The sequence below is a fragment of the Microbacterium terrae genome (genome assembly GCF_017831975.1).
Taxonomy (GTDB): Bacteria; Actinomycetota; Actinomycetes; order Actinomycetales; family Microbacteriaceae; genus Microbacterium; species Microbacterium terrae.
Window position 1 is genome coordinate 1,825,146 of sequence record NZ_JAFDSS010000001.1, and the last position, 15,472, is coordinate 1,840,617.

The window sequence follows — 15,472 nt, forward strand, 5'->3', positions numbered from 1 at the left end:
GCGGGAGCGGCGCTCGGAGCGAGCGTCGAGAGTCCCTGGGGCGCCGAAGGCATGGGCCGACGATAGCGGGCGCGGCGCGGCATCCGCAAATCTCCCTCTTGACGCAAAGTACTTTGCGATGCAAACTGCTTTGCATGGACGAAGAACTGGATGCCGCCACCGACCCGCGGCAGATGCTCGATCTGCTCGAGAAGACGCGTCGCGAGACCATCCGCCGCATGACCGGGCGCTATGCCGGCCTCGTCGTGCTCTGGGCGGTCGCCTGGGGCATCGGCTTCAGCGCCCTCTGGCTGACCACCGGGGTCGGCGGAGTGGACCTCCTCCCGACGGCGACCGGGTGGTGGATCTTCGGCGGATCGCTCGCCGTCGCGATCGTGTGGTCGGCGTTCGTCGGCATCCGCGCGGCCGGCGACGGCATCCGAGGACGCAGCCAGCTGCAAGGCGCCCTGTACGGCTGCTCGTGGACGATCGTCATGATCGCCGCGGCGCTGTTCATCTGGGCGCTGCAGCGCAACGGACTGCCGCACGACATGGAGCAGCTGATCTGGCCCGGGCTGTACATCTTCCTCGTCGGCGTGCTCTACCTCGCCGGTGGCGCACTATGGCGTGCGGTGCCGATGTACATCCTCGGCGGCGTCCTCATCGTCATCGTGATCGTCGCGACCTTCTTCGGCGCCCCCACGCACTTCCTCGTGTACGCGATCGCCGGGCCTGTCGCGATGCTCGCCGTCGCGGCGCTCATGTACTGGGGCCCTATCGAGGCGTACAGCCCCGAGACCCCGTCGGTGCAGTCGTGAGCGAACTCGACCCCGTCATCCACGCGCCCGCTCGGCTCCGGATCACGACCACCCTGGCCGAGGTGCTCGACGACGGCGACTCGATCACCTTCCCGGCGCTCCAGAAGCTCCTCGACATGACCGCGGGCAACCTCACCACGCATCTGGCGAAGCTCGCCGACGCCGGCTACGTCGAGGTGACCAAGTCGTTCGCCGGGCGCAAGCCCGTCACGCACATCGCCCTCACCCACGCCGGCCGCGGTGCGTTCCGCGCGTACCGCACCCAGCTGCTCGCGCTCCTCGGAGGAACCCCATGAACCCGCTCGTCCGCACGGAGTCGCTGCGCAAGAGCTTCGGCGACACGGTCGCCCTCGACGGCGTCACGCTCGACATCCACGCCGGCGAATGCGTCGGACTCCTCGGCCCGAACGGCGCCGGCAAGACGACGCTGCTCTCCCTCGTGGAAGGGCTCCGGATGCCGACCTCCGGCGTCGTGCAGCTCTTCGGCGGCGACCCGCGGGTTCCCGCGTACCGCACCCGCCTCGGCTCGACACCGCAGGCGACCGCTCTTCCCGAGTCGCTGAAGGTGCGCGAGGTGCTGCGGTTCGTGGCATCCCACTACCCGGCGCCCGGGTCGCTCGATCGGATCGTCGCCGAGTTCGACCTCGAGCCGCTCCTCGCGAAGCACTGCGGTGCCCTCTCAGGCGGGCAGCAGCGCCGCGTCGCCGTGGCCCTCGCGTTCGTCGGAGACCCCGAACTGGTGCTGCTCGACGAGCCGACGACCGGCCTCGACGTAGACGCACGACGGTCGCTGTGGGATGCCGTGCGCACCCGCAACCGCGAGGGCACCGCCATCGTCGTGACCAGCCACCACCTCGAAGAGATCGAGCAGCTCGCCCAGCGCGTCGTCGTGATCGACCAGGGTGCGGTTCGGGCCGACGACACGTTGGCGGCGGTCGTCGCGGGTGTCGCGCGGCGGCGCGTGACGCTGCGCGGGGTGGAGGCATCGACCGTGCTCGCGCTCGACCCCGCTGCGTCGGTGAGCGCGGATCCCGATGACGGCATCGTGACCGCGGTCGTGTCGGATTCCGACGCCCTCATCCGCGCTCTGGTGGCGAGCGGTGCACCGTTCACCGATCTGACGGTGCGCGGAGCATCCCTCGAAGAAGCCTTCCTCACGATCACGAAGGGAGCGACGGTCTGATGTCCACCATCTCCCTCGCCGCCGTGCACGCGAAGTACAACCTCATCGAGACCGTGCGCGTGCCGATCGCCGTCATCGGGTCGCTCGTCTTCCCCACCCTGGCGTTCTGCCTGTTCGTGCTGCCGCAGCGCGTCGTCGTCGACACCCCCGACTTCGCCGTCGCCGCGATCGCGTCGATGGTCGTGTTCGCGTTCATGTCGGCGAGCCTGTTCAGCATCGGACTCGACATGGCCGAGCAGCGATCGAAGCCGTGGTGGCCGTACCTGCGCACCCTCCCCGGTTCGCCGGTGGCGCGGATCGTCGGGCTCATGGCGGCGACCCTGGTCATCTCGGTCGTCGCGATGATCCCGCTGCTGACAGTCGGAGCCCTCTTCACCGCAGCCGCGATCACCCCGGGCGACCTGCTGGCGGCCATCGGCCTGGTGGTGCTCACCGCCGTTCCGTCGGCGCTGATCGGCATCGTCATCGGCACGACCTCCGGCCCGAAGGCGGCGATCGCGATCACCCAGGTCGCGATGTTCGTGCTCGCGTTCGGCGGCGGGCTCTTCCTGCCGCCGGTGATGTTCCCCGCGTGGCTCGACACCGTCTCGAAGTTCCTGCCCGTGCGGCAGGCGCGCGAGATCGTCGTCGCCGCCGCGCTCGGCGATGCGGTGCCGCTGTGGGCCGTGCTCGGAATCGTCGCGTGGACCGTGGTGCTGGGAGCGCTCGCGATCTGGCTGTACCGCAGCGACGAGGGCCGCCGGTTCCGCTGAGACTTCGCTACGCGAGAGCGCCGAGGATCGCGAGTTCGTCGGCGCGGGTGAGGCCGGCGCGACGTTCACGGTCGAGGCCGCGGGCGCGTTCGTCGGCGAGCGTGCGGTCGACGGTCTCGGCCAGCGGACGGAGGGTGCCGCCGGCCCCGCGGAACCCCTCGTTCCGCCAGGTCATGAACCCCGGCATGTCGTCGGGGAGCCAGAGCGGCAGGGACTTCGGGCCCGCCCAGTGGGCGACGCCGTGCGCGATCAGCTCATCAGCGGGTTCGACCACCACCTCGCCCGTGTGGCCCGCCGCGGTTCGAGCGAGCTCGAGCACATCGACGAGCAGGTGCACGTCGCCGACGGCGTTCACGATGCCCGACCACCTCTCGCGGCCGAGGTGCACCGCGAAGGCGGCAAGGTCGTCGACGTCGATCACCTGCGCGCTCGCGCCGGAGGCGTCGGGCACGAGCACCGGCTCATCGCCGGCGAGAGCGAACCGCGACACCCAGTACCCGAACCGGTCGGTCGGGTCGCCCGGACCGACGATGAGGCCGGGGCGGACGATCGCCGCCCGGTCGCCCGCGACGGCACGGACGGATGCCTCGGCCGCCGCCTTGTCGCGCCCGTAGTCGCTCGGTTCGCCGGGCCCGGTCGGTTCGAGGGTCTCGACCTGCTCGTCGCCGCCGACCACGTCGGCGCGCGCGTACACCGAGACGCTCGAGATGTAGGTCCAGTGCGCCGTGCGAGCGCCGACGGCCTCGAGCGCCGCCGCGACGTGCGCCGGGTTCGACGAGACGTCGACGACCTCGTCCCACTCGCGCCCAGCCACCGCGTCATAGGCGTCCGCGCTGTCGCGGTCGCCGACGACCAGTGCCGCTCCCTCGGGTGCGGGCCGCCCGCCGCGTGCGAGACAGGTGACGGATGCTCCCGCCTCGACCCAGGCGCGCGCGATGCGCCCGCTCAGCCAGCCGGTTCCTCCGAGGATCAGCACGTCGGTCATGGCTTCACCCAACCAGGAGTGCCGGGAGGCGTCATCCGGTTCCGCTCACGGCGCAACCACGACGTTTCGTCTCGTCGCTGCGCTCCTCGCTCAACGACCGGCACGGAGCGCCGCCCCCGGTCGTTGAGCGAGCGAAGCGAGACGAAACGCCCATCCCACCCGGTCGTTGAGCGAGCGAAGCGAGACGAAACGCCTACTCGCGCAGCGTTGCGCCGAACCGCTCCGCCGCCACGGCCACGCCGGCGAGCTTCGCCTCGGTGGCCTCGGCCGCGGTGAGCGTGCGGTCAGACGCGCGGAAGCGCAGCGCGAACGTGAGGCTCTTCGCTCCCTCGGGCAGTCCGGCGCCGCGGTAGTCGTCGACCAGCCGCAGCGACTCGAGCAGATCGCCCGCGCCTTCGACGAGCGCCGCGCGCAGATCGGCGGCGGCCACGTCGGCGCGGACTACCAGCGACACGTCCTGCGTCGCGGCCGGGTAGCCCGAGAGCGACGCCGCGATCACGCGCTCGCCCGCGAGCGAGAGCACGAGGTCGAGGTCGAGTTCGGCGACCAGCACGCGACCGGGGAGGTCGGCGGCCTCGGCGACGGCAGGCAGCAGTTCGCCGACGTAGCCGACTTCCGCTCCCCCGACCGACAGCACGCCGGTGCGGCCGGGGTGCAGCGCCGCGCGCTCCCCCTGGGCCACGTCGATCGTGACGCCGGCAGCCGAGCCGATCGCCCGCACCGCGTCGAGCGCGTCGACGAGGTCGGCCGCGACGGCGGCCGAGCCGGGCTGCTTGGCCACGGCGTTGCCGGCGAGCAGCACCGCGACGTGCCGGTGCTGCGGCGGGATCGACGCATCGAGCTCGGCGAGCGTCGCCGCGTCGGGACGCACCGCGAGCGGCGGCACGAATGCGGTGCCGTACTGCACGCCGGGCTTCGGCAGGAACACGACGCCGGTCTCGAAGATCGCGAGGTCGGTGAGGCCGCGCGAGACGTTGCGGTGGGCGACCTGCAGCAGACCGGGCACGAGCGAGCGCCGCAGGAACGGCGCCTGGCCGTCGAGCGGGTTCGCGAGCTTGACGCTCGGCAGGTGCGCGCCGGTCGGCGAGCCGTGCAGGTCGTTCTGCTCCTCGGTCGTGAAGCCGAACGAGGGCGTCTCGACGTAGCCGGCGGCGGCGAGCGCGTTCGCGACGCGGCGACGGCCCTGCTGCGCGGCGGTGAGCCCCCGGCCCGACGGCGGCAGCGGCAGCGCGGACGGGATGCGGTCGTACCCCTCGATGCGCGCGACCTCTTCGGCCAGCGTCCACTTGTCGGTGAGGTCGGGGCGCCAGGTCGGCGGGATGGCGATCCAGCTCTCCTCGTTCGCGCTCACCTCGCAGCCCACCATCTCGAGGGCCGACACGATCTCGTCATCGGTGTACTCCACGCCGATGAGCGCGGGCACGAAGGCGCGCGGCAGCACGATCCCGGCCGTCGAGAACGGGTTCATGAGTGCGCCGCCGGCGCGCGTGTCGGTTCCTCCGGCGTACTGCACCATCAGGTCTGCGACCCGCGCCGCCGCGACGAACGGGATCGCCGGGTCGACACCGCGCTCGAAGCGACGCGACGCCTCGGACGGCAGCTTGTGACGTCGGGCGGTGCGGGCGATCGAAACGGTGTCGAACGTCGCGGCCTCGATCAGCACGTTGCGCGTGGCATCCGTCATCTCGGTCGTGCCGCCCCCCATGACGCCGGCGAGGCCGATGGGGCCGGACTCGTCGGTGATCAGCAGGTCTTCGACGCTGAGGTCGCGCACCTTGCCGTCGAGCGTCTCGAGCTTCTCCCCCGCCGTCGCGCGCCGCACGGTGATGCCGCCGGTGAGCTTGTCGAGGTCGTACCCGTGGATCGGCTGGCCGAGCTCGATCATCACGTAGTTGGTGATGTCGATGAGGATGCCGAGGGAACGGATGCCGGCGAGCGTGAGCCGCGCGATCATCCAGGCCGGGGTGGGCTTGGTCGGGTCGACGTCGCGCACGATGCGCGCGACGAACTCCGATGCGCCGACGCGGCCGCGGATCGGCGCCTCGTCGACGACGGCGACAGCGAAGGCGCTCTCGTCGTGGAGGTTGACCTCGCCCCAGACCTTCGCGCCGGGGTCGCGGAACGCCGCACCGGTGGCGTGCGAGTACTCGCGCGCCACGCCGCGGATCGACAGGGCGTAGCCGCGGTCGGGCGTCACGTTGATGTCGACCGCGACGTCGTCGAGGCCGAGCAGCGCGATCGCATCGGTGCCGGCGGGCGCGTCGAGGCCGAGTTCGACCAGACGCAGGATGCCGTTGTGCTCGTCGCCGAGCCCGAGTTCGCGGGCGGAGGCGATCATGCCGTCCGACACGTGGCCGTACGTCTTGCGGGCGGCGATCGGGAACGGACCGGGCAGCACGGCGCCCGGGAGCGTCACTACGACCTTGTCGCCGACGAAGAAGTTGCCCGCGCCGCACACGATGCCGTGCACGGCGTCGCCGCCGTCGGCCGCGGTCTCGCCCTCGGGGGCGACGCGTACCTGGCACCAGCGGATGGTCTTGCCGTTGGACTGCGGCTCCTCGACGAACTCGAGCACCTCGCCCACGACGATCGGCCCGGTGAGCTCGAAGCGGAAGACGTCCTCCTCCTCGAACCCGACGCGCACCAGCGCCTCGAGAACATCCTCGGGCGACGCATCCTGCGGGACGTCGACGTACTCACGCAACCACGAGAGCGGGACGCGCATCAGACCACCATTCCGAACTGCTCGCTGAAGCGCACATCGCCTTCGGCCATGTCGCGCATGTCCTGCACGTCGCTGCGGAACATGAGCGTGCGCTCGATGCCCATTCCGAAAGCGAAGCCCGAGTACTCCTCGGGGTCGATGCCGGCCGCGCGCAGCACGTTGGGGTTGATCATTCCGCAGCCGCCCCACTCGATCCACCGGGCACCGCCCGTGAAGGTGGGGTGCCACAGGTCGAGCTCGGCGGACGGCTCGGTGAAGGGGAAGAAGTTGGCGCGGAACCGCGTCTTGGCCTCGGGGCCGAACAGCACCTTCGCGGCGTGGTCGAGGGTGCCCTTGAGGTGCGCCATGGTGATGCCCTTGTCGACGACGATGCCTTCGAACTGGGTGAACACCGGCAGGTGCGTCGCATCGAACTCGTCGGTGCGGTACACGCGGCCGGGGCAGAGCACGTACAGCGGAAGGTCGCGCTCGAGCATCGAGCGCACCTGCACCGGGCTCGTGTGGGTGCGCATCACGAGATGGCGGGAGGTCGGGTCGACGAAGAACGTGTCCTGCATCTGGCGCGCCGGGTGGTCGACGTCGAAGTTGAGCGCGTCGAAGTTGAACCACTCGTGCTCGAGCTCGGGCCCCTCGGCGATCTCCCATCCCATGCCGACGAAGATGTCGGCGATCTGCTCCTGCAGGAGAGAGATCGGATGCCGCGCACCCACGCGCGCCCGCGGCGCGAGTGCGGTGATGTCGACGTACTCGGCGGCGAGCTTCGCGGCGGTCTCGGCTGCGGCGAGCTCCTCCTCACGGGCTGCCAGAGCCTGGTTCACACGCCCGCGGGCCTGACCCACGAGCTTGCCGAACTCCGCCTTCTTCTCGGGCGCCACTTCGCGCATGCGCGCGTTGAGCGCCGCGAGCGGCGAGCCCTCGGCGGTGTGCGCGGAGCGTGCGGCCTTGAGCTCGGCGGTATCGGTTGCCGCGGCGATGGCCGCGAGGGCACCGTCGACGGCGGCTTGCACCGCCTCGGGCGAGATCTCTGCGGGAGTGTTCAGGGGAACGTCAGACACGAGAGACGAGTCTACCGACGACGCGCGGCACCGCCGCTCGCCTCAGCCGATCCTCGGCGGGGCCGACCGTCAGTGCCCTCCGGACTGGCGCGCGGCTGCGCTCGCCTCGGCGAGACGGATCGCCGAGGTCGGGTCGGCGAGACCAGGGGTGGCCACGGCCGGCTTCGACCGGCGCCCGCCGCCGCTCGCCGTGCGCCGTGCGAGCCAGCGCGCGAACCACGACAGCGACAGGTTGATCGCGAGGTAGATGATGAGGCAGACGAAGAACAGCGAGAACAGGTAGCGGTTGCCGTAGAACGTCGCCAGGTTGTTCATCATCGTGCGGATGAGCTCGTTGTAACCGACGATGTAGCCGAGCGAGGTGTCCTTCAGCAGCACCACGAGCTGGGCGACGATGATCGGCAGCATCTGCCGGAACGCCTGCGGGAACTCCACCAGCCGCTTGGCCTGGAACGTGCGCATCCCCACACTCAGCGCGGCCTCCCGCTGACCCCGGGGCAGAGCTGCGAGGCCGGCGCGGAGCGCCTCGCCGATGAGCGTCCCGTTGTAGAGCGCGAGCGCGATCACCACGGCCCAGAAGGCCCCCGTCGACGCCACGAGCAGGATGAACAGCATCATCAGCAGCACGGGCATGCCGCGAAGGAACTCCAGCAGCCACGCGGTCGGGATGCGCACCCACGCGATCGTCGACGAGCGCATCAGCGAGAACGCGACGCCGAGCACGAGTGCTCCGACGGCGGCGACCGCCGCCGCCTGAAGGGTCGCGACCACGCCGCGACCGATGGCGCCCCACACCTCGGGGTCGGTGAAGATCGACCAGCGCACCGGGTCGAGGATCGCCGGCACCGGCACCCCACCCGAGACGCGGGGCGTGGCCAGCGTCCAGATGAGCCAGGCGAGAGCACCGGCGATGATGACGAGCGCCACGATCGAGGCGATCAGCGAGATGCGTCGCGCGCGGGGTCCGGGCGCGTCGAAGAGGACGCTGGAACCGGTCATCGCTGCACCACCAGACGCTTCTCGAGGCGGCCCGCGAACAGCCCCAGCGGGACGGTGATCACGAGGTACAGGGCCGCGGCCGTCAGGAGGATGAGGATGACCATGTTGCCGTTCGCGTTGGCGAGCTGTCGGGTTGCCGCGAAGAGCTCGAAGACGAAGAATCCGCCGGCGACCGACGTGTTCTTCGTCAGAGCGATGAAGACGTTGATCAGCGGCGGGATCGTCATGCGGAATGCCTGCGGCAGCACGACGAGCGACACCGTCTGACCGAAGCCGAGACCGATGCTGCGCGCGGCCTCCGCCTGGCCCTGAGGAACGCCGTTGATGCCCGATCGCAGCGCCTCGGCGACGAACGGCGAGGTGTAGTACGTCAGCGCCGCGATCGCCAGCGGAATGAAGGGCGCGCGGAGTCCGAGGAAGGGCACCACGACGGCGAAGAAGAAGAAGACGAGGGTGAGCGGGGTGTTCCGGGCGATCTCGGTCCAGAACGCGGCGAACATGCGCAGCGAACCGATCGGCGAGATGCGCATCGCCGCGATCACGGTGCCGAGCACCAGCGACAGCACGCCGGCGACGACGAGCAGCAGGAGCGTCACCTGGAAGCCCTGCCAGAACATCGGGAATGTGGCGAGGTACTGGTCCACTCCCCCTCCTTCCGTAGGTCGGGTGGCGGATGCCCCGCCCGGCGCGGCGGCCGGGCGGGGCATCCGATCGATCAGTAGCGGTCGGGAGTCGGCGGGTCGACGAACGGCAGCACGGTGCCGGCCGTCGAGTTCCACGCCTCCTCGTAGGTGCCGTCCGCGTACGACTCCTCGAGCACGTCGTTGATCCACATGCGGAAGTCGGTGTCGTCGAGCGTCAGCCCGATGCCGTAGGGCTCTTCGGTGAACGGCTCGCCGACGACCTTGAACTCGCCCTCGTTCTGCGCCGCCAGGCCGGCGAGGATCACGTTGTCGGTCGAGACGGCCACGACCGCGCCGGTGCGCAGCGGCTCGAGGCAGTTCGAGTACGTGTCGGTGAGCACCGGCTCGGCACCGATCTCGGCGAGCTTCTCGGCGGGGGTCGAGCCCGTCACCGAGCAGACCGGCTGTCCGACCAGGTCGTCTTCGCTGGTGATGTCGTCGTTGTCGGCGAGCACCAGGATCGACTGACCGGCCATGTAGTACGGGCCGGCGAACGAGATGACTTCCTTGCGGGTGTCGTTGATCGTGTACGTGGCGATGACGATGTCGACCTCGCCGTTCTCGATGAACGGCTCGCGGTTGGCCGACACGGCCTCCTTCCACGTAATCTTGTCCTCGGCGATGCCCAGGTGCGAGGCGATGATCTTGCCGATCTCGACGTCGAAGCCCTCGGGGGTTCCCGACGGGCCCATGAGGCCGAACAGCGGCTGGTCGAACTTCGTGCCGATCGTGATCTCGCCGGCCTCGTTGAGGGCTGCCATCGTGGTGCCCTCTTCGAAGCTCATCTCCTCGGGCTCGGGCGCGGTCGTCGCGCCCGGATCTTCGGTTCCGCTCGCACACGCCGACAGCGCGAGGGCGCCGACGGCCGCAAGCGCGATCAAGGGGAGTCTGAATCGCTTCATGTCCTTCGTCCTTTGCTGTGTTCGAGGCCCGCTCGTGGCGGTGCCTCTGCTGTTCTCGACCGCGTGGGGCGGCCAAGCTCTAGTGGTCGAGGATCTTCGAGAGGAAGTCCTTCGCACGCCCGCTCTGCGGGTTCGTGAAGAACTCCTCCGGGGTCGCCTCCTCGACGATGGCGCCGTCGGCCATGAAGAGCACGCGGTCGGCCGCCTTGCGCGCGAAGCCCATCTCGTGGGTGACGACGATCATCGTCATGCCCTCGCTCGCGAGCCCGATCATCACGTCGAGCACCTCGTTGATCATCTCGGGGTCGAGCGCGCTCGTCGGCTCGTCCATGAGGATGAGCTTCGGGTTCATCGCGAGCGATCGCGCGATCGCGACGCGCTGCTGCTGTCCGCCCGACAGCTGGCTCGGCATCTTCTTGGCCTGGTTGGCGACGCCGACGCGGTCGAGGAGCTGCATCGCCTTCTCCTCCGCGTCCTTCTTCTTGAGCCCGCGCACCTTGATCGGCCCGAGGGTCACGTTCTCGAGCACGGTCTTGTGGGCGAAGAGGTTGAACGACTGGAACACCATGCCGACGTCGGCTCGGAGTGTCGCCAGCGCCTTGCCCTCCTCGGGGAGCGGCACGCCGTCGATCGTGATCGATCCGCCGTCGATGGTCTCGAGTCGGTTGATCGCGCGGCACAGCGTCGACTTGCCCGACCCCGAGGGGCCGATCACCACGACGACCTCGCCACGGTTGACCACCGTGTTGATGTCCTTCAAGACGTGGAGGTCGCCGTAGTGCTTGTCGACGTGGTCCACGACCACGAGAGCTTCGCCACGACGGACGTTGATGTTCGAGGTGCGCGGCGCCTCTGCCGGTGCGTCAGGTGTCGCCATTCCCCCAAACTATGGGGTGCGGGGCCCTCACCGCAGGAGGTTGACCCCGGCTTTACCGACTTGTAACAGGAGCGCCCCGGCGGATCAGCCGGCGGCGCGCTGCGCGAATGCGGTCTCGTACAGGCACACGCTCGCCGCGGTGGCGAGGTTGAGCGACTCGGCGCGGCCGAAGATCGGCAGCCGCAGCGTCGTGTCGGCCAGCGCGATCGCCGAGTCCTCGAGGCCGCGGGCCTCGTTGCCGAAGAGCCAGGCCGTCGGCTCGGCGAGGAGATGGCGTGAGGCGAGGAAGTCCCCGCCGCCCACATCTGCGGCGATCACGCGCACGCCGGCCGCGTGAGCCCGGTCGACGGCTGTCGCCAGATCGACGCCCACGGCGACGGGCAGGTGGAAGAGCGACCCGGTGGTGGCCCGGACCACCTTCGGGTTGTACGGATCGACAGTGCGTCCGGTCAGCACCACGGCGTCGGCTCCGGCTGCGTCGGCTGCGCGGATGATCGTCCCGAGGTTGCCGGGATCGCGGACCTCTTCGCAGATGGCGACCAGGCGAGGGGATGCCGCGAACACGTCGCGCAGCGAGGTCGGCGCCTGCCGGGCGACGGCCACGATCCCCTGCGGAGTGACGGTGTCGGCGAGTGCGCCGATCACGGACTCGGTCGCGTACTCGATCTCGATGCCGGCGTCGCGCGCAGCAGCCCGCACGTCGCCGTGCCGCTCCATCGCCGTCGGTGTCGCGAACATGTCGACGATCGTCTCGGGGCTGTACGCGAGCGCCTCGCGCGCCGCCTGAGGGCCCTCGAGGATGAACAGGCCTGTCTCCTGGCGCGCACTGCGCTTGTGGAGCTTTGCGACGGCGCGCACGCGGTGCGACCGGGGGTTCTCGAGCACGGGTTCAGTCTAGGGTCCGCGGCATCCGTGATTCCGCTCAGATCGCCCGGGAGACGGCGAATGCACGCGAAAAGGGGCGCCCTCCGTGAGGAGGACGCCCCTTTCGGTGCGTTGAGGCCGAATCAGGCCGTCTTGGCGGCGTTGACGTTCTCGGGGAGCGCCTTCTTCGCGGTCTCGACGAGCGAGGCGAAGGTCTTGGGCTCGTTCACCGCGAGCTCGGCGAGCATGCGACGGTCGACCTGCACACCCGCGAGGCCGAGGCCCTGGATGAAGCGGTTGTACGTGATGCCGTTCTGGCGCGCTGCGGCGTTGATGCGCTGGATCCACAGGCGACGGAAGTCACCCTTGCGCTTGCGACGGTCGCGGTACGCGTAGACGAGCGAGTGGGTGACCTGCTCCTTCGCCTTGCGGTACAGACGCGAACGCTGGCCCCGGTAACCGGAGGCGCGCTCGAGGATGACGCGACGCTTCTTGTGGGCGTTGACGGCCCGCTTGACTCTAGCCATTTCTTCTACTTCCTAACGTGTGCGTCGGCGCTCAGATGCCGAGGAGCTTCTTGGCCTGCTTGGTGTCGGCCTTCGACAGCACCTGGTCCTGGTTCAGGCGACGGGTGCGACGGCTCGACTTGCCCTCGAGGTTGTGGCGCATTCCGGCCTGCTGCTTCTTGAGCTTGCCGGTACCGGTGATCTTGAAGCGCTTCTTGGCACCCGAGTGGGTCTTCTGCTTCGGCATCTCTTCTTCCTTCGTTTCACTTCCCGCCCAGGCGGGAGTCGGGTCCCGCCGGGGCGGGAGTCTGTGGGTCCTACTCGGCGGGTGCCGGCTCGGACGACGCTGCGGCACCGGTGCGGGCCGCGCGGTTGGCTTCCTTCGTGGCAGCACGCTGCGCGTTCTGCTCGGTCTTCACCTCGGACTTGTTCTTGTGCGGGGCGATGACCATCACCATGTTGCGGCCGTCGATCGTGGGGTTGGACTCCACGGTGCCGAACTCGGCGACGTCCTCCGCGAACTTGCGGAGGAGGCGCACACCCTGCTCGGGACGCGACTGCTCGCGACCGCGGAACAGGATCATGGCCTTGACCTTGTCACCCGACTGCAGGAAGCCTTCGGCGCGCTTGAGCTTGGTGATGTAGTCGTGTGCCTCGATCTTCAGACGGAACCGGACCTCCTTGAGGACGGTGTTCGCCTGATTGCGACGCGCTTCCTTGGCCTTCTGCGCAGCCTCGTACTTGAACTTGCCGTAGTCCATGATCTTGACCACGGGGGGCTTCGAGTTCGGGGCCACCTCGACGAGATCGAGGTCGGCCTCCTGGGCCAGGCGCAGCGCCACCTCGATGCGGACGACGCCGACCTGCTCACCCGCGGGGCCCACGAGGCGGACCTCGGGAACGCGGATGCGGTCGTTGGTGCGGGGATCGCTGATGCGGAACTCCTCTACATGCGGATGAAGGCCACCACGACACCGATTGCGGGTCGCGGGCGAAAGAGATTCTCACTCCACCCGGCACGACGCGGGAGCGCCGGCTCGCACCCTTTTCCAGCCCGCCCGGTTTCCGTCGGGGGAACTACCCCGGCCGCAGGACGGTCGGGGCGGAGTGCATGACCCGGTAGCCTGGAGCGGCAAGCGCGGGTGGGATGTGATCCTCTTTCGATTCCGGCACAGAACGTACCGGAGCCCGCAGAAGTCTAGCAGAAAGAACTCCGTGAGCACGATTCCGCCCGCCGATGACCCCCGCCACACCCACTGGGAGGAGCAGGAGCGCGCCGCGGCAGCCGCCACGCGCGACATCGCCGACGTGCCCGCGGTCGAGGTCATCACGACCGCCGCCGTGCACCTCATGAGCGCCGCCGCCGTGAAGGTCGGCCTCGCCGACGACCCGGCCGCTCAGACCGACCTCGACGAAGCCCGCAAGCTCATCAACGCCCTCGCCGGCCTCATCACCGCCGGGGCGCCCGAGATCAGCGACATGCACGCGCGGTCGCTCCGCGACGGACTGCGCTCGCTGCAGCTCGCGTTCCGCGAGGGGTCGGTCATCCCCGACCCGATCGGCAAGGGGCCCGGCGAGAAGTGGACCGGCCCCGTCACCTGACCGGGTCAGTCATCTGATCGAACGCTCGGCGACGATCAGCGGATGCCGAGGGCCTCGGCCCCGCGTGCGACGGCGTCGACCGTGCGCGCCACCGCCTCGGCATCCGTCCCGCGGTTGCTCACCGCGAACCGCACCACCGCGCGGCCCTGCCAGTTCGACGACGACGCCCACACGGTTCCCTCCGCCCGCAGCCACTCCCCCAGCGCGAGCGTCTGCGCGTCGTCGCCCGACGCCAGGCACACCTGGGTGAAGGCGACGTCGTTGAGCACTTCGAGCCCCGGGATCTCGGCGAACCCGTCGGCGAGAGCGGATGCCGCATCGGCGAGCCCGTCGACGAGATCGGCCACACCTCGGCGGCCGAGCGCCCGCAGCGCCGCCCAGACGGTCACGCCGCGCGCGCGACGCGACAGCTCCGGCACCCGGTCGTACGGGTCGGACACGGCGGCGACGGCAGGCAGATAGGCGGCGTGAGCGCCGAGCGACGACGTCATCGCAGCCTCGTCGCGCACGATCGCGACCCCGCAGTCGTACGGCACGTTGAGGGTCTTGTGCGCGTCCGTGGCCCACGAGTCCGCCTCGGCGACGCCGTCGGTCAGATCCGTGTAGCGGCTGCTCGCCGCCGCCCACAGCCCGAACGCCCCATCGACGTGCACCCATGCCCCGGCGTCGCGAGCGACAGCGATCGCGATCGCGAAGTCGTCGAACGCCCCCGAGTGCACGTCGCCCGCCTGCAGCGCGACGACCGTCGCCGCATCCGGATCCGCCGCCAGGGCGCGTTCCAGCCCCGGAACGTCGATGCGGCCCTGCGCATCGGCGCCGACGGTCTCGGGAGCCCCCAGACCCGCGAGCCGCCCGGCGAGCACGACCGACGTGTGCACCGCATCGCCGGCGAGGAACCGCAGTCGCGGACCCGCCTGCAGGCCGCCGGTGGACGCGTCGTACCCGCGGTCGCGCAGCACCGCGTCGCGCGCGGTGACGAGGCACGCGAAGTTCGCACTCGACGCGCCGGTCGCGAAGCCCACGCCGCTGCCCGCCGGAAGTCCCAGCAGCTCGAGCAGCCACGCCCCCGCCACCTCTTCGAGGCCCGCGGTCGCCGGCGTCGGCTGACGCGACCCGGTGTTCTGATCCCACGCCGAGACGAGCCAGTCGGCGGCGAGCGCCGCGGGATGCGATCCCCCGATCACGAAGCCGTAGAACCGCGGCGACCCCATCGCCATCAGCCCCGGCTCCGCGATCGCAGCGAGTTCGTCCACGACGGCGGCGGCCGATCTGCTCTCGTCGTGGAGCGTCGTGTCGAGCGCGCCGAGGATGCCGTCGACATCGGTCTCGGGCCGGATCGGCCGCTCCGCCACCGAGTCGAGCCACGCGACGGCATGGCGATGGGCGGCATCGAGCGCCCGATGCAGCTCCGCCCCCGCCCGCGTCGGCAGCCCCTCGGCGGGGATCTCGTCTTCGTTGTTCGGGTGCGTCGCCCCAGTCTGATCTTCCATCGCGCACCTCCCGCGGCGATCATCCGCCCGGCGGGCACCCGCCGCAAGACCC

General features: G+C 70.2%; 17 protein-coding genes. 5 read left to right on the forward strand and 12 right to left on the reverse strand.

Going from position 1 to position 15,472, the window contains the following annotated elements; all coding sequences use genetic code 11:
• Window positions 1–134 precede the first annotated feature (134 nt).
• The 4 genes from JOD63_RS08470 to JOD63_RS08485 are packed head-to-tail and all read left to right on the forward strand — an operon-like array spanning window position 135 to window position 2,732.
• Complete coding sequence (locus JOD63_RS08470; RefSeq protein WP_052682531.1) at window positions 135–797, forward strand: hypothetical protein; 663 nt, start codon at window positions 135–137, stop codon at window positions 795–797.
• The gene (locus JOD63_RS08475; RefSeq protein ID WP_045276171.1) at window positions 794–1,093 is read left to right on the forward strand and encodes a transcriptional regulator; all 300 of its coding nucleotides are present in this window, start codon (window positions 794–796) and stop codon (window positions 1,091–1,093) included. The genes JOD63_RS08470 and JOD63_RS08475 overlap by 4 nt, the downstream gene beginning before the upstream one ends.
• Complete coding sequence (locus JOD63_RS08480; RefSeq protein WP_045276170.1) at window positions 1,090–1,980, forward strand: ABC transporter ATP-binding protein; 891 nt, start codon at window positions 1,090–1,092, stop codon at window positions 1,978–1,980. The genes JOD63_RS08475 and JOD63_RS08480 overlap by 4 nt, the downstream gene beginning before the upstream one ends.
• Window positions 1,980–2,732, forward strand: a complete 753-nt coding sequence (locus JOD63_RS08485) for an ABC transporter permease (protein ID WP_045276169.1) — start codon at window positions 1,980–1,982, stop codon at window positions 2,730–2,732. The genes JOD63_RS08480 and JOD63_RS08485 overlap by 1 nt, the downstream gene beginning before the upstream one ends.
• Window positions 2,733–2,739: 7 nt before the next feature.
• On the opposite strand, the gene JOD63_RS08490 is transcribed toward JOD63_RS08485, so the two are convergent.
• From JOD63_RS08490 to infC, 11 genes are all read right to left on the reverse strand, one after another.
• Window positions 2,740–3,717, reverse strand: a complete 978-nt coding sequence (locus JOD63_RS08490) for an NAD-dependent epimerase/dehydratase family protein (protein WP_045276168.1) — start codon at window positions 3,715–3,717, stop codon at window positions 2,740–2,742.
• A gap of 193 nt (window positions 3,718–3,910) precedes the next feature.
• A complete protein-coding gene (gene pheT / locus JOD63_RS08495) occupies window positions 3,911–6,442 on the reverse strand; it encodes a phenylalanine--tRNA ligase subunit beta (RefSeq protein ID WP_045276167.1) in 2,532 nt (843 codons plus the stop codon).
• Entirely contained in the window at window positions 6,442–7,497 is a 1,056-nt protein-coding gene (gene pheS, locus JOD63_RS08500; RefSeq protein ID WP_045276166.1) for a phenylalanine--tRNA ligase subunit alpha, read from the reverse strand. The genes pheT and pheS overlap by 1 nt, the downstream gene beginning before the upstream one ends.
• A 69-nt stretch (window positions 7,498–7,566) precedes the next feature.
• On the reverse strand, window positions 7,567–8,496 hold the full coding sequence (locus JOD63_RS08505) for an amino acid ABC transporter permease (RefSeq protein ID WP_045276165.1): 930 nt from the start codon (window positions 8,494–8,496) through the stop codon (window positions 7,567–7,569).
• Window positions 8,493–9,140: an amino acid ABC transporter permease gene (locus tag JOD63_RS08510; protein ID WP_407664990.1), complete on the reverse strand. Its 648-nt coding sequence runs from the start codon at window positions 9,138–9,140 to the stop codon at window positions 8,493–8,495. The genes JOD63_RS08505 and JOD63_RS08510 overlap by 4 nt, the downstream gene beginning before the upstream one ends.
• A 71-nt stretch (window positions 9,141–9,211) precedes the next feature.
• Window positions 9,212–10,081, reverse strand: a complete 870-nt coding sequence (locus JOD63_RS08515) for a glutamate ABC transporter substrate-binding protein (protein ID WP_045276164.1) — start codon at window positions 10,079–10,081, stop codon at window positions 9,212–9,214.
• Window positions 10,082–10,160: 79 nt separating this feature from the next.
• Window positions 10,161–10,958, reverse strand: a complete 798-nt coding sequence (locus tag JOD63_RS08520; protein WP_045276163.1) for an amino acid ABC transporter ATP-binding protein — start codon at window positions 10,956–10,958, stop codon at window positions 10,161–10,163.
• Window positions 10,959–11,042: 84 nt separating this feature from the next.
• Window positions 11,043–11,843, reverse strand: a complete 801-nt coding sequence (locus tag JOD63_RS08525; RefSeq protein ID WP_045276162.1) for a TrmH family RNA methyltransferase — start codon at window positions 11,841–11,843, stop codon at window positions 11,043–11,045.
• Window positions 11,844–11,965: 122 nt separating this feature from the next.
• Window positions 11,966–12,349, reverse strand: coding sequence for a 50S ribosomal protein L20 (gene rplT, locus JOD63_RS08530; protein WP_045276161.1), 384 nt, complete (start codon window positions 12,347–12,349; stop codon window positions 11,966–11,968).
• Between the two features lie 31 nt (window positions 12,350–12,380).
• Window positions 12,381–12,575, reverse strand: coding sequence for a 50S ribosomal protein L35 (gene rpmI, locus JOD63_RS08535; RefSeq protein WP_045276160.1), 195 nt, complete (start codon window positions 12,573–12,575; stop codon window positions 12,381–12,383).
• A gap of 70 nt (window positions 12,576–12,645) precedes the next feature.
• Complete coding sequence (gene infC / locus JOD63_RS08540) at window positions 12,646–13,263, reverse strand: translation initiation factor IF-3 (protein ID WP_084613570.1); 618 nt, start codon at window positions 13,261–13,263, stop codon at window positions 12,646–12,648.
• 280 nt (window positions 13,264–13,543) lie between these two features.
• Between infC and JOD63_RS08545 the strand changes: the two genes are divergently transcribed.
• Window positions 13,544–13,930 (forward strand): DUF1844 domain-containing protein, encoded by a 387-nt coding sequence (locus JOD63_RS08545; protein WP_045276159.1) that lies wholly within the window; start codon window positions 13,544–13,546, stop codon window positions 13,928–13,930.
• 35 nt (window positions 13,931–13,965) lie between these two features.
• Here the strand turns inward: JOD63_RS08545 and JOD63_RS08550 are convergent, their stop codons facing one another.
• Entirely contained in the window at window positions 13,966–15,420 is a 1,455-nt protein-coding gene (locus JOD63_RS08550; protein ID WP_211088078.1) for a pyridoxal phosphate-dependent decarboxylase family protein, read from the reverse strand.
• Window positions 15,421–15,472 lie beyond the last annotated feature (52 nt).